Source organism: Acinetobacter sp. YZS-X1-1 (assembly GCF_000804305.1).
Taxonomy (GTDB): Bacteria; Pseudomonadota; Gammaproteobacteria; order Pseudomonadales; family Moraxellaceae; genus Acinetobacter; species Acinetobacter variabilis.
Map to the genome: position 1 here is coordinate 62,569 of NZ_JWHB01000007.1, position 21,359 is coordinate 83,927.

At 42.2% G+C, this 21,359-nt stretch carries 17 protein-coding genes and 2 pseudogenes; 11 read left to right on the top strand and 8 right to left on the bottom strand.

The window, feature by feature from the left end; translation table 11 throughout:
- Nucleotides 1-2: 2 nt before the first annotated feature.
- The 5 genes from putP to RJ01_RS06335 form a co-directional block, all read right to left on the bottom strand.
- Nucleotides 3-1,514: a sodium/proline symporter PutP gene (gene putP, locus RJ01_RS06315; RefSeq protein ID WP_034170412.1), complete on the bottom strand. Its 1,512-nt coding sequence runs from the start codon at nt 1,512-1,514 to the stop codon at nt 3-5.
- A 213-nt stretch (nt 1,515-1,727) separates the two neighbouring features.
- Nucleotides 1,728-2,579 carry an SPFH domain-containing protein gene (locus RJ01_RS06320; RefSeq protein WP_005234507.1) on the bottom strand — a complete coding sequence of 284 codons (852 nt, stop codon included), beginning with the start codon at nt 2,577-2,579 and terminating at the stop codon, nt 1,728-1,730.
- A 3-nt stretch (nt 2,580-2,582) separates the two neighbouring features.
- On the bottom strand, nt 2,583-3,065 hold the full coding sequence (locus RJ01_RS06325) for an NfeD family protein (protein ID WP_004783073.1): 483 nt from the start codon (nt 3,063-3,065) through the stop codon (nt 2,583-2,585).
- A 101-nt stretch (nt 3,066-3,166) separates the two neighbouring features.
- The gene (locus RJ01_RS06330) at nt 3,167-4,084 is read right to left on the bottom strand and encodes a patatin-like phospholipase family protein (protein ID WP_034170413.1); all 918 of its coding nucleotides are present in this window, start codon (nt 4,082-4,084) and stop codon (nt 3,167-3,169) included.
- Between the two features lie 62 nt (nt 4,085-4,146).
- Nucleotides 4,147-4,776, bottom strand: coding sequence for a 1-acyl-sn-glycerol-3-phosphate acyltransferase (locus RJ01_RS06335; protein WP_034170414.1), 630 nt, complete (start codon nt 4,774-4,776; stop codon nt 4,147-4,149).
- 133 nt (nt 4,777-4,909) lie between these two features.
- Between RJ01_RS06335 and RJ01_RS06340 the strand changes: the two genes are divergently transcribed.
- From RJ01_RS06340 to RJ01_RS06350, 3 genes and pseudogenes are all read left to right on the top strand, one after another.
- Complete coding sequence (locus RJ01_RS06340) at nt 4,910-6,151, top strand: MFS transporter (RefSeq protein WP_034170415.1); 1,242 nt, start codon at nt 4,910-4,912, stop codon at nt 6,149-6,151.
- 136 nt (nt 6,152-6,287) lie between these two features.
- A complete protein-coding gene (locus RJ01_RS06345; RefSeq protein ID WP_034170416.1) occupies nt 6,288-7,415 on the top strand; it encodes a porin in 1,128 nt (375 codons plus the stop codon).
- A gap of 137 nt (nt 7,416-7,552) precedes the next feature.
- Nucleotides 7,553-8,254, top strand: a pseudogene (locus RJ01_RS06350) (HAD family hydrolase).
- Between the two features lies 1 nt (nt 8,255).
- Here RJ01_RS06350 and RJ01_RS06355 read toward each other — a convergent pair.
- Complete coding sequence (locus tag RJ01_RS06355; RefSeq protein ID WP_034170417.1) at nt 8,256-8,933, bottom strand: DUF421 domain-containing protein; 678 nt, start codon at nt 8,931-8,933, stop codon at nt 8,256-8,258.
- 478 nt (nt 8,934-9,411) lie between these two features.
- Between RJ01_RS06355 and RJ01_RS06360 the strand changes: the two genes are divergently transcribed.
- The 5 genes and pseudogenes from RJ01_RS06360 (at nt 9,412) to RJ01_RS06380 (ending at nt 13,374) form a co-directional block, all read left to right on the top strand.
- Nucleotides 9,412-10,098, top strand: coding sequence for a carbonic anhydrase (locus RJ01_RS06360; protein ID WP_034170418.1), 687 nt, complete (start codon nt 9,412-9,414; stop codon nt 10,096-10,098).
- A 143-nt stretch (nt 10,099-10,241) separates the two neighbouring features.
- The gene (locus tag RJ01_RS06365; protein ID WP_034170448.1) at nt 10,242-11,285 is read left to right on the top strand and encodes a hypothetical protein; all 1,044 of its coding nucleotides are present in this window, start codon (nt 10,242-10,244) and stop codon (nt 11,283-11,285) included.
- Nucleotides 11,286-11,544: 259 nt separating this feature from the next.
- A pseudogene (locus RJ01_RS06370) lies at nt 11,545-11,745 on the top strand (endonuclease domain-containing protein); the annotation flags it as partial.
- Between the two features lie 89 nt (nt 11,746-11,834).
- Nucleotides 11,835-12,746, top strand: a complete 912-nt coding sequence (locus tag RJ01_RS06375) for a hypothetical protein (RefSeq protein ID WP_034170419.1) — start codon at nt 11,835-11,837, stop codon at nt 12,744-12,746.
- Complete coding sequence (locus tag RJ01_RS06380) at nt 12,739-13,374, top strand: alpha-ketoglutarate-dependent dioxygenase AlkB (protein ID WP_052209077.1); 636 nt, start codon at nt 12,739-12,741, stop codon at nt 13,372-13,374. The genes RJ01_RS06375 and RJ01_RS06380 overlap by 8 nt, the downstream gene beginning before the upstream one ends.
- Before the next feature lie 28 nt (nt 13,375-13,402).
- On the opposite strand, the gene RJ01_RS06385 is transcribed toward RJ01_RS06380, so the two are convergent.
- Nucleotides 13,403-16,297 carry a valine--tRNA ligase gene (locus tag RJ01_RS06385; protein ID WP_034170420.1) on the bottom strand — a complete coding sequence of 965 codons (2,895 nt, stop codon included), beginning with the start codon at nt 16,295-16,297 and terminating at the stop codon, nt 13,403-13,405.
- A 175-nt stretch (nt 16,298-16,472) separates the two neighbouring features.
- Between RJ01_RS06385 and RJ01_RS06390 the strand changes: the two genes are divergently transcribed.
- The 3 genes from RJ01_RS06390 (at nt 16,473) to RJ01_RS06400 (ending at nt 19,516) form a co-directional block, all read left to right on the top strand.
- On the top strand, nt 16,473-17,168 hold the full coding sequence (locus tag RJ01_RS06390) for a hypothetical protein (RefSeq protein WP_034170421.1): 696 nt from the start codon (nt 16,473-16,475) through the stop codon (nt 17,166-17,168).
- The gene (locus RJ01_RS06395; RefSeq protein WP_034170422.1) at nt 17,168-17,974 is read left to right on the top strand and encodes an SDR family oxidoreductase; all 807 of its coding nucleotides are present in this window, start codon (nt 17,168-17,170) and stop codon (nt 17,972-17,974) included. Before RJ01_RS06390 ends, RJ01_RS06395 begins: the two co-directional genes overlap by 1 nt.
- A gap of 267 nt (nt 17,975-18,241) precedes the next feature.
- Nucleotides 18,242-19,516, top strand: a complete 1,275-nt coding sequence (locus tag RJ01_RS06400) for a glutaminase (protein WP_034170451.1) — start codon at nt 18,242-18,244, stop codon at nt 19,514-19,516.
- A gap of 109 nt (nt 19,517-19,625) precedes the next feature.
- Here RJ01_RS06400 and dhaK read toward each other — a convergent pair whose 3' ends face one another.
- Nucleotides 19,626-21,356, bottom strand: a complete 1,731-nt coding sequence (dhaK, locus tag RJ01_RS15785; protein ID WP_162835332.1) for a dihydroxyacetone kinase subunit DhaK — start codon at nt 21,354-21,356, stop codon at nt 19,626-19,628.
- Nucleotides 21,357-21,359: the final 3 nt, after the last annotated feature.

The following is a 21,359-nucleotide window of genomic DNA, read 5'->3' on the forward strand; positions in this document are numbered from 1 at the left end:
AATTATTTGCTTTCGTTATAGAGACGTTCTGCCTGTTCAAAGCGTGTTGTAATTTCAGCTGTTGGTGCTTTGCCGAGTAGACTCACAACTACAATCGCAATCCATGAACAGATAAAGCCTGGAATAATTTCATAGATGCCGGCTGGAATAAAACCAAGACCTGTTCCACCAACACTATTCTTCCACAGAATAACTATACATGCGCCAACGATCATGCCTGCCAAGGCGCCATTCAAGGTCATGCGCTTCCAGAACAAAGACAGAATAATCAGTGGACCAAAAGCAGCCCCAAAACCAGCCCAAGCATACGCTACCAGCCCCAGCACTTTAGATTCAGGATTACCAGCCATCCAGATTGCCAATAAAGCAATGAGAAGCACCATTAAACGACCGACCCAAACCAGTTCTTTTTGTGAGGCATTTTTACGCAGAAATGATTTATAGAAGTCTTCAGTCAATGTACTTGAACAAACCAGTAACTGACAACTCAATGTACTCATCACAGCAGCGAGAATGGCCGCCAGAACCACACCGGCAATCCATGGATTGAACAGGATTTTAGTCAGTTCCATAAATACGGTTTCAGGATTGGCATTCACCACAGCAGCGAGTTCCGGATGTTGCTGAAAGTAGGCAATACCAAAGAAACCTGCAGCTACTGCGCCACCTAGACAAAGTATCATCCAGGTCATCCCGATACGACGTGCATTCGGAATCGACTTCACTGAATCGGCGGCCATAAAACGTACTAAAATATGCGGCTGACCAAAATAACCCAAACCCCATGCCATTAGGGACAGGATCGCAATCGTACTCAGATCACCGAGCAGGTTCATGGCCTGTGGACGTGCGGCTTCTAAAGCGAGCGTAACTTGCGACATATCTGAAAAAGTTAGAATGGTTACGATTGGCGTAAGGAGCAGGGCAAAGATCATCAGGGTTGCCTGAATGGTATCGGTCCAGCTGACCGCCAGGAAACCGCCGATAAATACATAACTGATCGTTGCAATTGCACTGATCCAGAGTGCCGTACTATAAGACATATCGAACATGCTTTCGAATAGACGTGCACCTGCCACCATGCCTGAAGCACAATAAATTGCAAAGAAAATCAGAATGACAAATGCAGAAACCACACGCAGTACTTTTTTCTGATCGTTAAAACGGTTCGAGAAATAGTCCGGTAGGGTCAGGGCATTGTGCTGGACTTCGGTATGAACCCGTAAACGGCCCGCAACTAGCAGCCAGTTCAGCCAAGCACCGATAATCAGACCAATCGCAATCCACATTTCAGACAGGCCTGAAAGATAAATTGCGCCCGGCAAGCCCATCAGCAGCCAGCCACTCATGTCGGAAGCCCCTGCAGAAAGTGCAGTTACGAAACTACCTAAACGTCGGCCCCCTAAGATGTAATCAGAAAAGTTGTTTGTCGCACGGTATGCCATCAGGCCAATTACGACCATGCCGACAATATAAAAAAGAAAGGTAATTAAGGTTGGATTTAGGGAGCTCATACGGTATCCATTTTTAAGTTGGACAGTAGATCGAAACAAGGATTTTGTCAGATGCGAAAGACTTTAATCCGAAAGCCAAGCAACATCGAATCCAAAGGATTTCAAAAATAAACGCGAAATTTAACCATAAATTCACAATCTTTGCTGAGATTTTCTTATTTTGAAAGAAAATAGGCAACCAATTGGCTGCCTATTGTGAAGTATCTCTGAAATTTAGTGACGTCCCATCACACCGCGAATGGTATTCAGCACATCGGCAGGCAAGACCACAGTCTTGGCATTTGGAGACTTGGCCATATCCTGCATGGCTTTGACATATTGTTCACCCAACAGATAAGCCACAGGAATTTCCTTATCGCCAATCGCTTGACTCACCATATCAATCGCACGCTGTGAAGATTCTGCCAGTACGACTTGCGCTTCTGCATCACGACGTGAGGCTTCCAGACGACCATCAGCTTCCAGAATGGCGGCCTGTTTTTCACCGTCTGCTTTAGTGACAGTTGCACGACGTTGACGCTCTGCCGCTGCCTGTTCTTCCATCGCCGTCTGCATAGTCACAGAAGGTTTAATGTCCTGAATTTCAACCGTCTTTAAGGTGATACCCCAGTCTGAAATATCATCAGAAATGCTGGACTTTAAACGCGCCTTGATATGATCACGTGAAGATAAAGCATCATCCAGATCCATTTCACCCACGATTGAACGTAGTGACGTTTGTACCAGGTTCTGAATTGCCCATGAGTAGTTCTCAATCCCGTATACCGCTTTTTCTGGAGTTGTCAGGTTGATATAAGCTACCGCATTCATCAGCAAGACAGCGTTATCACGGGTAATCACTTCCTGAGAAGGAATATCCAGAACGATATCTTTGGTGGTGACTTTATAAGCCACTTCATCTACATAAGGAATGACAAAATTCAGGCCAGGATTGAGTGTGGTGTGATATTTACCTAGACGTTGCACGATCCATTTATAGCCTTGTGGAACAATCCGTACACCTTTAAAAATGGTAATCGCAACAAAGGCCAAGAACGCAATAACAATGATAGTGCCAGCAGACATAATTTATTCACCTTTTTCGTTTTGATATTGAGTGCTGTGGGGCTGTACAACCAGGTCATTTCCCAGAATATCGACAACACGGACACGATCTCCAACCTGAACTTTATCCAGAGCGCGGCAATCCCATTCATCCGAGCCTAAAACAGGCAGCGGAAAACGGACCCGGATCTGATCCTGTTCAAGATCGGTCTGGATCACCATGCCAATTTGGCCAATAGTGGCTTCGCGCGACAGGCCGGCTTTGGTCTTGTCGATAGAAAGCGGCTTGATAAACTTGAACCAGAGCAAGGTACAAAGAACAGACAGGATGATCCAGGTCAGGATCTGGGTGGTCAGTCCCATCATCGGGAACATCCAGTACAGAATGCCAACCATAATGGCACCAATCCCGAACCAGAGGGCAGCAAAAGCGGGCAGTAGTAATTCTGAAAGAATAAGAAGTATTCCCAATACAAACCAGTGCCAAGGTTCAAGAACTAATTCCATATCGTGACCTATAGTGCTAAGTATTTAATTAATCATCATCTTTATATGATTTAATTCCAATGTAGCAGATGCGGCAGCAGATGAATATAAAAAAGTTCTGATTAAAATTTTGCCGGTCGTGCAGGCTTGAATGCAGCCGGAGATTGCCTAAAATCACTGATGGCTTTTTCAATTGAACGGATTTTTAATTGCGCAGCTTTTTCACCTTCGAGAATGGTTTCATTACTGGCTTTTAAATCCAGTGTGCCGATATGGCCTACTTTAGGCTGGATTACAATATTGGCCTGACTGAGTTCTTCATTGATGCTTTGCTGACCCATGATATTAATCGTCTGATCCAGTACGCCCCACATGTTGAGCGCTTTATTGCTGTCCGGACGTGCAGAAATATCTACGGCAATAACAATATCAGCTCCCATATCTTTGGCCGTTTTTACCGGAATCGGGCTAACCAGACCGCCATCGACATATTTTGTACCGCCAATCACAGCAGGTACAAAGACATTTGGAATACTGCAAGAGGCACGCACGGCTTGTCCGGCATTGCCTTTGATAAAGTCAGCTTTACGGCCATTGTCCAGGCGGGTTGCCACCGCCGCGAAGCGAATCGGGAACTGTTCAATTGGTTTATTCGCCACATTTTTATTGACGAAATCCTGCAGTTTCTGTCCGGCAATAATTCCTTGGCGGTTCAGGGTTAAATCACGAATATCGGATTCCTTAAAGTTCAGGGCAATTTGCTGCAACTGATAAGGAGATTTGCCGCTGGCATATAGACTGCCTACGAAACTCCCGGCACTGGTTCCAGTAACAATCTTCGGTTTGATGCCATGCGATTCGAGGACTTTAAGTACCCCGATATGGGCAAAGCCTTTGGCACCGCCACCACCGAGAGCAATAGCTACCACAGGTTCACGAGCCTGAAGAGGGGTAGAGGGTGCTGGGGTTTTAGTAGCTTTATCACATGCTGCAAGGCTTAAGCCCAAGCAGCCAATCAGAGCATAACGAATTAATTTCATTCTAAAAATAGAGGATTAAATAAGCAAATTACGGTTATCAGAGCAAAAAAAAGACATTTTGCCTAGCGTTTTTTCACCAGTTTTTGTAAAGGCTTGGCAATCCAGTCCGGATTTTTTGCCGAGATCTTGCCTTCATAATGGGCATAGATCTGCTCCAGATCATATTCATAATCACCGGTTAAATGGTATACGCCCAGGATATGAATGGTTTTAATGTCATAGTCAAAAGAAAACATCACAATCGGCAGATTGGCAGCTTTGGCAATATGATAAAAACCGCTACGGATTTTTTCCGGTGCCTTACGCGAACCTTCAGGTGCCATACCTACCCAGATCCGATCAGTCTTGTTAATGACATCAACAATCTGTCGGGTATGTCCTTGAGGGGTATCGCGTACTACAGGAACTACACCGATCCATTCCAGAATGCGTTTAAGTGGAGTACGAAACAGGCTGTCTTTACCAAAAATCGTAATCTGAATACCCAGACCAAGCAGGGCATTAAAGCCTAACCAGGCATCGATATTTGAGGTATGCGGGGAAATAATTGCCACTGCTTTAGGCAGGTTAGGGAATTCGCCTTTAAGCTGCCAGCCCTGAGCCAAAAATAGCTGTTTAAACAGGGGCTGGCTCAGTTTACCTCCGCGGGAGGGAACCAATGGAGGGAGTATGGGAAAGCGTGTTGTACTCATCGATGTCTCATCCTGAAACGTATTTTTCTTTATTTTTGATCATACTAGACTGTTGTAAAATCTGGATCATTGGCAAAATGTATAGCGATGATGGATGCTTTTAGCATTTTTACCTTAAGGACCTGCGCTGAATATGCGGAATACTTATATTTTATTGTTTTCCCTATATTGGGCACAGGGGCTTCCGGTCGGGTTTATGACCCATGCCTTGCCGGTCATTCTGCGAGCTGAAGGCGTATCTCTGACGCATATTGGTGGATTTGGCCTGCTCATGCTGCCATGGTCGATTAAAATCTTCTGGGCACCTTTAGTTGATCGACATGGATCAAAAGCTAGAGGTCATTATCGAAGCTGGATTATCCCTTTGCAATGGCTTTCCGTCTCTGTACTGATTGGACTGTCCTTCTTGCCGATCCAAGCCTTAAACCAGCCGCTGTACCTGCTGATCTTTTTTATCACGTTGTTAGTGATGAATGGGATCGGTGCTACTCAGGATATTGCCACGGATGGACTGGCAGTTAATATTTTAAAAAATGAACAGCAACACTGGGGTAATACCTTTCAGGTGATTGGTTCCCGCTTGGGCTTTATTGTTGGAGGCGGGGCAATCCTGTGGTTACTGGACTTTTTGCATTGGCAGATGACCTTTTTACTGCTGGCAGTTCTGGTCTTTCTGAATACTTTACCGGTGTTATGGTTTAAAGAACCAGATCATCAAAAGATGATTTCTTCATCACCTGAGAAATTACCTGCTCGGACTAGAATTAAAGCTTATTTTCAATATTTTTTAGCTGATTCTACCTTGGCGACATGGCTGCTGGTTTTACTAACCTTTAAAGTGGCGGATGGTCTGTCTGGGCCATTATTAAAACCTTTGATGGTCGATTTGGGACTGAGTTTTGGTCAGATTGGTATTTATGTCACCATGCTCGGCGCTTTTGCAGCGTTGATTGGCGCAGGGCTAGCAGGCTGGTGTTTGAAATACTGGTCGCGCAGTTGGAGTTTAATGATTTTCTCTATTCTGAAAATACTTAGTCTAATCGCTTATGCTTGGCTGGCTGCACGATATGAAGCCCAGAACAAAGTAGAAAACTGGATCATTTATCTTATCAATGCTGCTGAAGATATGGTATCGGCCATGCTCTTAGTGGTTATGCTGACCTTGGTAATGCAATACAGTCGCAAGCATCTGGCGGGAACTGATTTCACCTTTCAGGTCGCCTTGATGGCTACTGTAAGCGGGGGACTTTATAGCCTGAGCGGGCTACTAGGGGATGCTTTAGGTTACCAAAACTATCTAAATTTGATCGTAATTATCGCGATTTTTTGCCTGATTCCTATTTTCCGATGGATGAACGTAGCGAAAAATATTTAAAATCTCTTATGAATAAGTAAGTTAATTGACTCTCCACCTAAAGTATTAAAAAGAATATATAAATATTTTTTTAATAATTTTGTAATATAGGCGTCGTGTGTATTATTTGTAACAAAATAAGTTAAAGGATTTTTTAATGAAAACTAAGTTAGCAACAGCAATCGCACTCAGCCTTTTAGCGGGGACTACATTTGCAGCACCAACTTTCTATGGTGAAATTGATGTAACTGCAGATTACCTACCTGAAGACAATGTAGATAAGAACCGTGACGTTGTAGAATTAAATAGCAATAATTCATTCATCGGTATTAAAGGTGATGAAAAACTGACTGACCGTTTAAGCGCACTTTATCAAGCTGAATTAACCTTCTATACAGATGATGGTCAGGGTGGCGAGGGTAATGATACTTTTGTACCGCGTAATATCTTTGTTGGTTTAAAAGATGAAAAACTGGGTGCTTTAAAAGTAGGTAAAATTGATACGCCTGTAAAACAGCTTTCTGCGGTTGTAGATACTTTTAATAACTATATTGATAATAAAGCCGATGTCGCAGGTATTTTTACTGGTGAAAACCGTATTGATAACGTTGTAGTTTATGAAGCTCCAGCTCTTGCGGTAGGTGAAGGTAAACTTAAAGCGACTGCACTATTAGCAACTGGTGAAGCGAGTGGTGTATCTAAATCCAATGGTGGTTCTAAAGTTGCAGGCCGTGGTTTAGGCGATGCATGGTCAGCATCTGTAGTCTATGACAGCAAACCTGTAGTTTTAGGTCTTGGTTATGACAAAGCGATTCCATCAAACTTTGCAGGTCGTGGTTTTGTAAATGCTTCTGCTCCGGAAGTAACAGGTGGGGTAGCAGGTAGTGCATTTGCTGCAGCGAACACTATTCGTGCGATTGGTCGTGTAAACCTTGATGGTGGTCTGTCTCTACGTGCTTTATACCAAACTTCAGAAGTTGAAGGTGTTGCAGGTAATGATGCTGCAGCTGCATCTATTGATGATGCACAAGGCTGGTTAATTGGTGCAGAATACAACCTGCCAAATGCAAAAAACTGGACAGTAAAAGGTCAATATAGCCAGAACACGACTGAATTTACTACTGCTAAAGCTGATTATGAAGCACAACAAATTATTGTTGGTGCAGACTATGCTTTCTCTAAACAAGTCAAAGCTTATGGCTATGCAGGTTATCTAACACTTGAACAAGGTTCATTAGAAACTAAACAACCAGTGGTTGGTACAGGCGTCGAATACAAGTTCTAATTTTAGAACAAAATAAAAGCGGTGCTTCGGCATCGCTTTTTTTATGCCTGAAACAACAAAACTTAGCAATTTTAGGTCTAATCCTGAAAGTTCACAGCTGTTACCATGACAGAAAATCCTCTATTCCTTTTTAAATTATGATCATTCAAGCAGTTCTATTCGATCTCGACAATACCTTGACGCACCGTGACCTGACGACACAGGCCTATAGCCGTTATCTGGCAGAATATTATGCTTCGGCACTAGCACAGGTTGAACTTTAGAAAATTATTGAGATTGTGCGACGCATAGACAATGGCGGTTATCCGAAAAAGGAATTGCTGACTCATGGCAGTATTGGCGCTTCAGCTGCATATGCACTGTTGCAGGAATTATCTTGGTTAACTCCACCAGATCTAAAGGAGCTAGCGCAGTTCTGGTTTAGCCAGTTTGGACGTTTCGCCGTAGAGATGCCGCAAGCAGGGCAAGTATTAAAACAGCTTAAAACTGAAGGTTATCGCTTGGCCATTGTATCCAATGGCGGACATGATACCCGATTAAATACCATTCGCGGTTTAGGTATTGCAGATTATTTCGATGAGATTATCAGTTCAGGATTGGTCGGCTTTAATAAACCGCAACCGGAAATTTTCCAGATTACCGCAGAGCGTTTAGGCGTGCAGCCAGAGAAGTGTCTATATATTGGCGATCATCCTGTTAATGATGTTCAAGGTGCAACAGCCGCAGGTATGCATGCTTTATGGATGCAAGGTTTTCATCCGGATGCCGAGTATATTCAATACAAGATTCAGCAACTACCAGAAATCTTTGACCATTTGCAGCGGCTTAAGCAGCTTTAATTTAAGTAATCCGGTGGCTATTCATGGCTTTTGCCCATTGGTGAGAATGGCAGCGCGGACAAGTCTGTGCTGCTTCTTCTAAATGCTGGACTTGACCGCAATAGATACAGGCATAAAGCTCTTCTGGCTTGACTTCTTTGACTATGCAGCAGGATTTAGGGAAAAGCGGGAGCCCATGCCGAACATCATCTGGATGGAAATATAGAATACTGAATTTACCATCTGTTTCCAGTAAACCTAAGCGCACCTGACCCAAATGTTCAATGCCTTGCTGACGCATCTCAGCAAAGAATTCATCATGAGACATTTTGCCTTTTTTAATTTCATCAATGACCAGTAAACCATCTTCCACAATATGAATCGGTTTGCCTTCAAGCAGGTCTTCAAACCATTGAAATTTCATCATGAGCCAGGTGGTCAGACGATACAGGAAAATGATCACCGACATGATCAAAGCCGCCTGGATCAGAGGAAGATCTTCTGTAAACATCGGATCGCCGGCAATGGAACCCAAGGCAAGAATGATGGTGACTTCAAAGATCGAAAGTTGTCGTACCCCACGTTTACCTGTCAGCCGTAGAAACAGGATAATCATCGCGTACATCACTACACAGCGCAGCAAAATCTCTGTGGCAAATTCCCAGGTCGTATCATTTATAAATATGGTGGCCCAGTCCATTGTTATTATTCCAGATCACTCTTTGTTCCGAGTCTAGCAATCTCGGCTGTTATTCTACTGCTGTAATTGTGTAAGTTTTTGAATAAAAATAAATTATGTTTTTTGAATGTGATCGATATAAGTAAAAGATATAGCGATTTTGAGAAAATAAGATAGATATTTCATGTAAATATTGATTGATTATTCAATAGATTAAATTTGAACCAGTTCACATTTTACTCTGTGTGACTTTTAATCAGCATAAGTAATATCCTGCTGAAATATATCAAGATAAAATCTGAGCAATTTCCTTGGAATAATGAGAACTATTTAATGATTTGTAATCAAATAACTTGATACTTATAAATTTCTGTATGTTGTGCCCTGAAAAATATAGCGATTAGATCAAGCTAAAAATCTGTTTTTTAAATTAAAAAAATTGATTTCGACTTCCAAGAAAGGATGTATTGTGAAAAAGATATTCACGCTTTTAACGGTTATGGGCTTAAGTACAGCAGTATTTGCAGATGCAGACTGGAACTATACGCAGCCTGAGCAATGGTCGACTCTAAACCAGAAATATTCAGCCTGTAATGGACTGAACCAGTCACCGATCAATATTGAGCGAACAGTCAAAGCTGAATTGGAACCGCTCAAGTTTAGCTATAACACCATGATTCACGCAATCGAAAATAAAGGTCATACCGTTCAGGTAGACTTTGCTCAAGGCGGAGAATTGCAGCTGGATGGTGAAACTTTTGTGCTGAAACAGTTTCATCTGCATAGCCCAAGTGAGAACCTGATTAAGGGCAAGAGCTATCCTCTAGAGATTCATTTTGTCCATGCCAATACTCAAGGGGAACTTGCTGTAGTGGCGATGATGTTTGAGCAGGGTACAGAAAATCCGATGCTTAAACGTATGTGGAATCGCTTGCCGAAAAAGCAAGGTGAAAAAGTCGTCTTAAAGACTCCGCAACCTGTAAATGAGATGTTGCCTAAGAATCTGGATTATTATCGCTTTAGTGGTTCGCTGACCACACCACCATGTTCCGAAGGTGTGCGCTGGTTAATTCTGAAAGAGATCCAGCAGGCCTCAAAGCAACAGATTTCAGAATTTTCCAAGTTAATGGGACATCCAAATAACCGCCCAGTGCAGTCCTTAAATGGCCGTGTGGTACTGGAATAATAAAGAGCCGCGTGAAAAAAGCAGACTTAGTTCTGCTTTTTTTAATTCTGATACAAATTTCAATAGCCTAAGATGAAAAGAACTTTGTGGTGAATGCTGAAAGAATTAATATAGATAAGATTTCCTTGGGTCTTTCTGCTGCCATGCTCTTTGACTTAAAAACTATGATCCAGCCATTCACAGCGCTTTCGCCACAGCAGAAGAAGCTGGATCGTCTGATTGATAAAATCGAACAGCAGAAGTTGGAGTTAAAACAATGGCAACAGGCTGAAGAAGACCTACAGCAATATACGCATAAAACCTTCATGCCGGTCTATCATGAATTGCATGGTGTTCTGTTTGAGCAGCTCGAACAGCTCTGGACGCATTTACAGGAAACAGATTTTACCAAGGCCGAGTTGATAGTGCTGAATGAGAAGATTCAATACCTGGCAGATTATCTGCAAGATTCTCAGGCAATGTCAGCGCAAGAAATCAATAAGGTGAATGAAATCTTCGCCTATTATCAGCAACGCGCTGAACATGCTCAATTCAGAAAAAACCAAAAAAAGACCAATGAACTAGAAAGATTCTTTAAGAATGAAAATGTCCCAGATCCGGCAGATGCTGAGGGATTTGAAGAATGGGCTTCTGATCATTTTCAGCAAATCCGCGAGCAGGCCAAACTAAAACGCCAGCAGGAAAAGCAGGAACAGGCAGCCGCAATGGCAGAGCAGTCAGTGAAATCGGTATACTTAAAGATTGCTGCCGCGATTCATCCAGATCGTGAAGCGAATGATGTAAAAAAGATTAAAAAGACAGAATTGTTGCAACGTGCCAATGAGGCGTATGCAGAGCAGGATCTGTTTACGTTACTGAGAATGCAACTACAGATTGAACAAGATCAGGATGTTTCACAAAAAGGTTTAAGCGCAGAGCAACTCAAGTTTTATCAACTGGCTTTAGATGCACAGAGCCAGAAATTACAAGATCAGATCGATACATTGATCCATAGATTGGTCTGGTCATCGAAAACCAGAATTGCAGTAAAAAAGGCGAAGGGTAAGGTCCAGATTGCTGACCTGTATAAGCAGATTGATGAAGATACTTCAGCCATTAAACAGCAGATTAAAGTGGAAAAAGAACGCCTGATGTATATCAAAAAGGTGAGTGGCTTGGAGATGTTTTTAAGGCATGGGATGCTTTAACTTAATTAGAATTACCTTTCCCTTGCGCAGCAGTGCTGCTCATCACTTGCGCTTCGTTTTAAAGCAGTGCTTTAAAACTTGCTCAGGAGAGGGGAAATCCATTACAGAATAAATTTAAGCTAGAATTTCAATATTGGAATTAAATAACAATAATTAAAGTCACAATGAAAGTTCCTTCTCCCTATGGGGTGAGAAGCACTGCTTTGCAAGGAGGAGAGGGCTATCTGCTATAATCATCAAAAATAAAATTAAATTCAACATGAACAAAAAATTCGATCCCCAACTATTAACCTTTGCCAAATCCATGCGCCACACTGCCACCAATCCAGAAGCACTCATGTGGCAAATTTTACGTGCTAGGCATTTTATGGATTTAAAATTTAGACGTCAGCATGTGATTAAGCCTTATATTGTGGATTTTTACTGTCATGAAATTGGTTTGGTGATTGAGTTGGATGGTAAAATTGAATTTTGATTAATGATAGTCTTGAAAATACAAATAATTCCCCAATTTACTGTTTTTAATATAAATAGATGGGGGTAAATAAATTGAAACTTGTAAATTTAGATCAATTAAATCAAGTAATAGTTCAGCCTTTACGACAAGCTTTAACCAACAATGAACATATTAATTGTTTAACTAATGATGATGAAGATAATTGGGAGTTATCTGCAGCAATTACGGCTTTAAATTCTTTAAGAGATCCAAATCTCAGAGATGATGAGGTTTTAAGTGCATTAGACCAGCATTTATATACGATAATGTGTAAAGGGCAAACTCGATGTAACTCAAATTTTTTAGCTTTGACTTACGGTTATAATTATTTATTTCAAAGAGTTAATGCTATCGAGGAGGCTTTTAAAGTTCTAGGTTATGGTGCATATAGAACTAGGGAAAATGGATTATTTGTAGATATTGGTTGTGGTATAGGGGCGTTACCCGTTGCATTGAGGAACTTGCACGAAAATCAAGATTTTGTATTAAATTATCGAGGTCATGACATAGTTGAAGATGTTCTGTCAATTAACCAAAATTTGTTGAATGAAGTGTATCCGAATAATAATGTGACAATAAATGGAAACCAAATTGAAAGTTTTGGTAGCCAAACTCGGGGAAATATTAATCATGTTATTATGGTTTTCAGTTATCTATTTAGCCAGAATGGAATTGAAAATTCTTTTGATGATTTTGAAACTAAAATAAATGAATTATTCAATGAATTTAATTTATCGGCATTTTATTTAGTACACATAAATATCCGTCCAGGTCGCTATATCAAGTATCAAGACTTTTTGAACCAATTGGTTGAAAGTGGAAAATATACTATTGAAGTAATGACTGATACTTGGGTGAACGTCAATAAGTATAGGTTGAATCGCTTGTCAAATAACCAAGAGAATATGTCTTGGGTTGGTGATTCAAACGTGCATTGCTGTGTAAGGGAAATCAAACGTGTATGACTTATTTGATGAACCAGAAAAAACACCTTCTCAAATAGGTGAAAATGTTTTTTGTGAAAAAGAAAATGGACTTATTTATCTTCCTGATTTTATTTCTAAAGAAGAGTCTTGTGAATTAATTAATTATATTGAAAATCAGCCATGGTCATCAGAATTAAACCGTCGTGTTCAGCATTATGGTTATCGCTATGATTATAAAAGTAGAAATTTAGATGTTTCAAGTGAAGTATTTGAAATAGAACAGCCTTTTACGGGATTGTTAGATACATTAACTTATGAACTAAATGAGTTGGGACTAAAAAATAGACCTAATCAAATTATTGTTAATGAATATGAAATTGGTCAAGGTATAACTTGGCATATAGATTCAGAAAAAAGTTTTGATGACAATATTTTTATAATTTCATTATTATCAGACTGTTTAATGAAGTTAGAGCATAAGAAAAACAAAGAGCAGTTAGATGTTTACTTGAAAAAAAATAGTTTACTGTGTCTAACAAAGGAAAGTCGGTATGATTGGAGGCATACAATACCCAATACAAAAAGTTTTGTATTTCATGGGGAAAAGTTTATGCGTGCTCGTAGATTATCTTTAACTTGTAGATATATAAAAAATCCCCTCAAGTGAGGGGATTTCTTTAAATCAAACTACAGCATTAAAGCGCTGCAATTTGCTCCATATTCGCTTTGATTTTCGCTAACTGGTCAGCAAACTCAGCAAGTTTTACTTTCTCGCCTTCAACCACAGCAGCAGGTGCTTTCGCGACAAAACCTTCATTGCCAAGTTTAGTGGCAATTTGATCATGTTGCTTTTGAACCTTGTCTAAGTCTTTTTGTAGACGACCCAATTCCGCTTTAGGATCAATCAAGCCCTTCATTGGAACGTATACGGACACGTGACCGACTACAGAAGAAGAAGACAATGGTGGTTGTTCGCCATCCGCTAGGAAGGTAATGCTTTCGACTTTTGCCAATGCTTTAAACAACGCTTCAATACGTGTAATCTGTGCTTTTTCAGCTTCAGTGGTATTTTGAAGAAGAACAGGCAACAAACGCGCATTGCCTAAGCCCATCTCACCACGAATGTTACGCACAGCACCAATCAAACCTTGTAGCCATTGCATATCTGCTTCGGCTTGTTCGTTGATTTTAGCTTTATCTGCAACAGGGTAGTTTGCCAACATAATGGTTTCACCACCCAAGCCAATCATTGGTGCAAGGGTCTGCCAAATTTCTTCCGTCAAGTACGGCATGATTGGGTGAGCAAGACGTAAAGAAGCTTCCATCACCGCAAGCAATACACGACGCACTTCGGCTTTACGCTCTTCAGAAACAGACTCATCATTCAGAACAGGTTTGGTCAGCTCTACATACCAGTCGCAGTATTCATTCCAGATAAATTCGTAGATCGCTTGAGCAGCAAGATCAAGACGGTAAGTCGCGAATGCTTGCTGAACCGCTTGTTCTGCTTTTTGCAGACGGCTTACGATCCATTGTTCAGGCAATTCCCACAGATCAGGACGTGCAGTTTGACCAACAGTTTGACCTTCGACGTTCATCATCACGAAACGGGTACCGTTCCAGATTTTGTTGGCGAAGTTACGGTAACCTTCAACACGTTTCATGTCGAATTTGATATCACGGCCAGTGTTGGCAAGCGCACAGAAAGTGAAACGAACCGCATCCGTACCGTAAGCCTGAATACCTTCTGGGAATTCTTTACGAGTTGATTTCTCAATCTTCGCAGCTTGTTTAGGATTCATCAAACCATAAGTACGTTTTTGTACCAGAGTCTCAAGATCGACACCGTCAATCAGGTCTAATGGGTCAAGTACGTTACCCTTAGACTTAGACATCTTCTGACCTTCGCCATCACGTACCAGACCGTGTACATACACAGTTTTGAATGGTACTTGTGGTGTGCCATCTTCATTTTTCATGAAGTGCATGGTCAGCATGATCATCCGGGCAACCCAGAAGAAGATGATGTCAAAACCAGTGACCAATACATCAGTCGGGTGGAAAGTATTCAAGAAATAGTTGTCTTTGTCTTTCGCTTCGTCGCCAGTCCAACCTAAAGTTGAAAATGTCCACAAACCAGAAGAGAACCAGGTATCGAGTACATCTTCGTCTTGGTTCAATTGAACATCGGCAGGGAGGTTGTTTTTCGCACGAACTTCAGCTTCGTCACGACCAACATATACGTTGCCTTCAGCATCGTACCAAGCAGGGATACGGTGACCCCACCACAATTGACGCGAGATACACCAGTCTTGGATGTTGTTCATCCATGCCATGTACATATTGCTGTACTGTTCAGGAACGAATTTGATGCGACCATCTTTAACCGCTTCAATCGCAGGTTCAGCCAGTGGAGCAATTTTTACATACCATTGGTCAGTCAGTAATGGCTCAACGATCACGCCTGAACGGTCACCGCGCGGTGGTTTCAGGGTGTATGGTTGGATCTGATCTAACCAGCCTTCAGCTTCCGCTTGCTCAACCAGTTTTTTACGTGCTTCAAAACGTTCTAAACCGATATAGTCTGCAGGTGCAGGAATAGTTTTAGAAATCTGCTCACCGGCTTTTTCGATATATTCAAACTCAGCCAGAACTTCGGCATTTTTGTTGAAGATGTTGATCAGTGCCAGACCACAGCGTTTACCCACTTCATAGTCATTGAAGTCGTGCGCAGGCGTAATTTTCACACAGCCTGTACCGAATTCTTTTTCAACATATTCGTCAGCAACGATGGCAACTGTACGGCCAGTAATTGGCAATACAATATTTTTGCCGACAAGATGTGCATAACGCTCATCTTCAGGGTTGACCGCAACCGCAGTATCACCGAGTAATGTTTCTGGACGAGTGGTGGCAACGACAATATGGTCTTTGCCATCTTGAGTGCGAAGCGATTTATCTTCAAAGAAATATTTGAAGTGCCACAATGAGCTTTGTTCTTCTTTATCAGATTCTACCTCAAGGTCGGACAGGGCAGTTTGCAATTTAGGATCCCAGTTCACCAGACGTTTACCGCGGTAAATCAGGCCTTCTTCATGCAGTTTCACGAACACTTCTTTAACGGCATTGGATAAACCTTCATCCATGGTAAAGCGTTCACGTGACCAGTCTACTGAAGATCCCAGACGACGGATTTGACGGGTAATGTTACCGCCAGACTGTTCTTTCCATTCCCAAACTTTTTCGATGAACTTTTCACGGCCCAGATCATGACGGCTTACGCCTTGAGCACCTAACTGACGCTCAACAACCATCTGGGTTGCAATACCCGCATGGTCAGTACCTGGCTGCCATAAGGTATTTTTGCCTGACATACGATTATAACGAGTCAAGGCATCCATGATGGCATTGTTAAAACCATGACCCATATGCAAGCTACCAGTGACGTTTGGCGGCGGAATCATGATACAGAATGATTCACCTTTTTGAGACGGCTTGAAGTAACCGCGCTCTTCCCAGGTTTGGTACCATTTTTTCTCGATCTCGGTCGGATCGTAGGTCGTAGCAATATTTTGCGCTGAATCAGTCATAGTCTAAACAGATCAAAAGTGGATAAAAAATTGCATCTATTGTAGCAAAAAAATCAAGGCATGCGGCAGCTTAACCAAAAGCAAACTTTCGCCAATTGGCAGCTGCCTGAACTCAACGTATGATAGGTTGATAAAAACGCGACTCATCGCAGATGATTAAAAAAAGGATAACAAGATGAGCTATAGCATTTCTCTCAAGATTCACCCCGATACCCATCAACGCTTTAAAGACCTACATTCCCGATTTAACGCCGGCGAGCAGGAAAGCCTGGCCAAACTGCTCGGTGAAAATCTGGCCGATATTGCCTGTGAAATTATTGACCAGATTTTTGGTCGTGTGGTGCAGCTCTCTAGCTCCCCAGATCAGGAATCTGAAAAAGTCATTCAACAGATTTTAGAAACGACTCGCAAATATATGCCGTGGTCGGTTTCGTTTTTTGGTAATGACCGGCTAATTCCCATGGTGAACTATCTGTACAAGATGACCCATGAAAATGAGGATGGATATTTTGTTCGTTATCCTGTAGAACGCATGCTGATCACGGAACTGCTAGGCTGCGTAGAACAAATGAAAGGTGGCAATAATCAGTATGTATCACCGGCATTGAAAGCTTTTATTCAGGTGGTGGATCAGGGTGTGACGCATCTGGTGCGTGAACCGAAAAAGATGCTCAAATTTAATGTGGTGGTGGATAAAACATTGAATGGTGTGATTCGCCTGACCACACAACTGGGTTATAAACGTTTTGATAAACTTGGTAGCCTCTATGATGCGGATACCATGAGTTATTATTTTGAGCAGTTGCTGGCATTTCTGGAAGATGAAATGCAGCCAAGAACACATTCATATAAAGAGGGTGACAGGATTTAATGGCAAAACTAGAAAATTTACAGGGAAAAGTCGTCTGGATTACCGGAGCATCTTCAGGAATTGGTAAGGCACTGGCTGAAGAATGTGCTGCCCAAGGTGCGCAGATAGTATTGACCGCACGACGTTTGGAAGAACTGGAAAAAGTTCGTTCAGGACTGGTGAATCCTGATCAGCACATCGCAATCGTGGCTGATATTACTGATGAAAGTCAGGTACGTACGGCTTATGAACAGGTACTGAGTGAAAAGGGACGTATCGACTGGCTGATCAATAATGCCGGACTCAGTCAGCGTGCCCTGATTCAGGAAACCACTATGCAGACTGAACGCGCCATTATGGAAGTCGATTATTTCTCTCAGGTGTTTTTGACCAAAACGGTTTTACCGACGTTTTTAAAACAGAAATCTGGCCGGATTGCCTTTATTTCTAGTGTAGCCGGTCTACTTGGAACTCAATATCGGGCGTCTTATTCAGCAGCCAAAGGTGCAATTCATATGTGGGCGAACAGCCTGCGCGCTGAAATGGCAGATCAGGGTATTCAGGTATCCGTGATTTTCCCGGGCTTTATTAAAACCAATGTGTCTTTTAATGCCTTAAATGGGGAAGGTAAACCTCAGGCCAAGCAAGATGAAGTGATTGAAAATGGGCTGGAACCGGCCGATTTTGCCCGTCAGACTGTAGAAGCATTGAAACGTGGTGAAGAATATATCGTGGTGGGTGGCTCTAAAGAAAAACTGGGTGTTTTAGTTTCACGTCTATCACCAAAAGTGTTGTATAAGATGATTCGCAAAACTAAAGTAAAATAATCTGCTTGCAAGATCAAGCTGGTTGTCATCGGTTACAGGTTTATTGCCTCATAGAAATAGACCTGTAATCTGAAAATAATGTGCTCATCTTTATGATTTATCTATTTTAAGATTCCTTAATTTAGTCTAGTTAAGTCTTCTATTTTTTCTATCTCTTTTGCCCATATCCCATTTTCACAACATAAAACTGCATAAAAGTAGCAAAACCGCCTTCAGTATTCAGTTTTAATAAAAATGATATAAAAGATTGAGATGGGAGCATTTGCCATGAAAACGCCGGTACCGGATTATTTGAATCATGTGCTTTCTGCTTGCCATGACAATAAAAAAGGCGAATTGGCAGATTACATTCCTGAACTCGCGTCGGTTAATCCTGACAAGCTCGGACTTGCGCTATCGACCGTAGATGGAACCATCTATTCTGCTGGAGATGATGATGTTGAATTTACCATGCAGTCGCTTTCCAAGCCTTTTGCTTATGCGCTAGCCATTAAAGAAATTGGACTGGCAAAGGTACTTGAAAAAGTCGGCGTAGAACCGTCAGGTGAGGCTTTCAATCAGATTTCGTTGGAAAAAGAACGCAATATCCCTAAAAACCCTATGATTAATTCTGGTGCGATTACCACACATTCTTTGATTCCTGCCAAGAAAACGGTATCACGTGCTGAACAGTTACGCCGTTTTCTCAGTGGATTGGCTGGACGTGAATTGTCCTTTGATGAGCAGGTCTATAACTCTGAGATTAAAACGGCTTTTCGGAATATGTCTATTGGCTACATGTTACGTACTGTCGGTGTGCTCGATGAAGATCCCAAAGAAATCGTGCATGGCTATATCAAGCAGTGTGCGATTAAGGTTACCGTCAAAGATCTGGCAGTGATCACCAGTATCTTGGCTAATGGTGGTGTGCATCCCAACACAGGAAAACGTATGCTGGATCGGGCTTTAGTCCGGCAATTACTTAGTGTCATGCTGACCTGCGGTATGTACGATGCTGCAGGTGACTGGCTGACCACAGTCGGTATTCCGGCCAAGAGTGGCGTGGCAGGTGGCATTATTGGAGTATTGCCAGGGCAAGTTGGGATTGCGGTCTTTTCCCCAAAAATTGATGAGCATGGTAACAGTGTACGTGGTGTCAGAATCTTTGAAAATCTGTCGCACGATATGGGATTGCACCTTATGGAAGGTACGCCGTCAGCACAGACCATTCTGCAAAGCCGTTATACGGTGGGGAAAAAGAATAACGTCGTGGTTTATGAACTGCGTGGCGTATTGCAGTTTACCGAGTCTGAAATGCTGCTACGGATCTTGCAGGATGAACCAGAAGGTAAAAGCACCATTATTCTCGATTTGACCAATCTCACTTTGATACATGATGTGGGTGCACGAATGCTGTTTGAAGGTGTCGATCGTTTAAAACAGGATGGACATAAAGTGCTGGTTGTAGACTCAGAAGGTTTGCTGGATAAAGATCAATTAAAGGGTAGAAAAAGGGTGGTGGTGACGGAGGAGTTGGAGAAGTTTTTGGAGAGATTTAAATAAAGGAATGAAGTCCCCCTTTTACAAAGGGGGACTTCATATGGATCAAATAACAATATTAAATTCGCGTGGTTCCTCTCTTTTCTAAAGGGAGGTTAGGAGGGATTTTTAATTATTTAATATGCTCAGCAATATCAGTAAAGATCACACCTAAACCATGCGCACCAGCATCCGGATAACCCAGACTACGATCACCCACAGTCCCGGCACGGCCCATACGCGCCACGATTTCCTTAGTTGATTCCGCACCGTGAACTGCAGCTTGAGCACCTAGAACAAAGTTTTCTTTAAAAGTCTTGTCAGTATTGGCAGACCAAGAATCTGCACATGGCACCAAAGCATCAATCAGGGTTTTGTCACCTACAACGGCACCACGGCCAAATGAACGTTCACCAGTCGTTTGAATACCTTTTACCGCAGCTTGTAGCATGTCGGCAAAGTCAGCCACTGTTAATGTAGTTTTGCCTTTAATAGATTTGCTAGCTGCACGGAAAGCAGAACCCCAGATTGGACCTGAAGCGCCACCACAATGTTCCATGATGATCATGGAGCAATTCAGCAGGAAATCATCCATCTGTTCAGCCTGAACCAGTTCATGCCACTGGCGTTTGAGTTGTTTAAAGCCTTTGGCAACACTCATACCAAAGTCACCGTCACCTGCATGGGCATCCAGTTCACAGAAAGGCACTTCATTTTTAATGATGCAGGCACTCATCACATCCACAACATAGCGCATGTTCTCGATAGTGAACTGTTCATTGGCAATCACAGCATGTTCAGGATGTGTTTCAACATCTGTATTCACTGTACGGGTAGCCGTTTGACCTTTGGCTGCAAACTCAAATGGCAGTACAGGTGAACCATCCATTTTAAAAGCAGGTGTATTGGCTTCTGCATCCAGATAAGTTTTTAGTTCATCATCCACAGCTAGTAGGGAAACTGATGCACCGGCCATGTCGATACTGGTCATGTAGTTGCCGACAAAGGTACGATAGATTTTGATGCCTTTGCTAGCCAGATGTTCACATACATCGTTATTGAACACATACAATTCTTGCAGTGGCGTTGTGCCAAAGCCATTTACCAGAACAGCCACTTCAGTTAGGTCAGGACGATCCAGAAATAGGTCATCGACAATACGTTGCGCCAGTTCTTTAGACGGCAGGATTTTTTCACGACGGATCCCCGGTTCACCATGGATGCCAACACCGTACTCCATCTCATCATCAACCAAAGTAAATGTTGGAGTGCCTTTGGCTGGAACGGTACAAGAGGTAAAGGCAAAACCAAGGCTCATTACATTGTCTGCCGCTTTTTGTGCCAGTTCTTTAACACGTGCCAGCTCATAACCTTTAGAGGCAGCAGCACCGGCAATCTTATGCACGAAGATTGTACCAGCAACACCGCGACGACCAACTGTATATAGGCTATCTTTTACTGCGATGTCATCTGCGACTCTTACGTAATCAACCTTGATGCCATCTTCAGTTGCTAAGGCTGCGCCATTCTGGAAATTCATCATATCGCCAGAATAGTTTTTGATAATCATCAGGACGCCTTTGTCAGTCGCAACTTGCTGCAAGGCTTTATAAACCTGAATTTGTGAAGGTGAGGCGAACACGTCACCACATACGGCAGCGTCCAGCATGCCTTGACCGACAAAACCGGCATGAGCAGGTTCATGACCGCTACCACCACCACTGATCAGGGCGACATTTTGGTGTTTTTCTTTTCGAGAAATGATTTTATAAGATTCATTAAATGCCAGTTCTGGATGTGCCAGGACAAAGCCTTTGCACATTTCGACAACTATGTTTTCAGCACCGTTCATGAGTTTCTTCATTGG

What these genes read in the sequence shown, in the direction of transcription:
- RJ01_RS06395 (WP_034170422.1), top strand. Translation starts at nt 17,168, where the DNA reads ATGGCAAAACTAGAAAATTTACAGGGAAAAGTCGTCTGGATTACCGGA.
- RJ01_RS06385 (WP_034170420.1), bottom strand. Translation starts at nt 16,297, where the DNA reads ATGACTGATTCAGCGCAAAATATTGCTACGACCTACGATCCGACCGAG.
- RJ01_RS06320 (WP_005234507.1), bottom strand. Translation starts at nt 2,579, where the DNA reads ATGTCTGCTGGCACTATCATTGTTATTGCGTTCTTGGCCTTTGTTGCG.
- RJ01_RS06345 (WP_034170416.1), top strand. Translation starts at nt 6,288, where the DNA reads ATGAAAACTAAGTTAGCAACAGCAATCGCACTCAGCCTTTTAGCGGGG.
- RJ01_RS06390 (WP_034170421.1), top strand. Translation starts at nt 16,473, where the DNA reads ATGAGCTATAGCATTTCTCTCAAGATTCACCCCGATACCCATCAACGC.
- RJ01_RS06400 (WP_034170451.1), top strand. Translation starts at nt 18,242, where the DNA reads ATGAAAACGCCGGTACCGGATTATTTGAATCATGTGCTTTCTGCTTGC.
- dhaK (WP_162835332.1), bottom strand. Translation starts at nt 21,356, where the DNA reads ATGAAGAAACTCATGAACGGTGCTGAAAACATAGTTGTCGAAATGTGC.
- putP (WP_034170412.1), bottom strand. Translation starts at nt 1,514, where the DNA reads ATGAGCTCCCTAAATCCAACCTTAATTACCTTTCTTTTTTATATTGTC.
- RJ01_RS06325 (WP_004783073.1), bottom strand. Translation starts at nt 3,065, where the DNA reads ATGGAATTAGTTCTTGAACCTTGGCACTGGTTTGTATTGGGAATACTT.
- RJ01_RS06365 (WP_034170448.1), top strand. Translation starts at nt 10,242, where the DNA reads ATGCTCTTTGACTTAAAAACTATGATCCAGCCATTCACAGCGCTTTCG.
- RJ01_RS06355 (WP_034170417.1), bottom strand. Translation starts at nt 8,933, where the DNA reads ATGGACTGGGCCACCATATTTATAAATGATACGACCTGGGAATTTGCC.
- RJ01_RS06330 (WP_034170413.1), bottom strand. Translation starts at nt 4,084, where the DNA reads ATGAAATTAATTCGTTATGCTCTGATTGGCTGCTTGGGCTTAAGCCTT.
- RJ01_RS06340 (WP_034170415.1), top strand. Translation starts at nt 4,910, where the DNA reads ATGCGGAATACTTATATTTTATTGTTTTCCCTATATTGGGCACAGGGG.
- RJ01_RS06360 (WP_034170418.1), top strand. Translation starts at nt 9,412, where the DNA reads ATGGGCTTAAGTACAGCAGTATTTGCAGATGCAGACTGGAACTATACG.
- RJ01_RS06335 (WP_034170414.1), bottom strand. Translation starts at nt 4,776, where the DNA reads ATGAGTACAACACGCTTTCCCATACTCCCTCCATTGGTTCCCTCCCGC.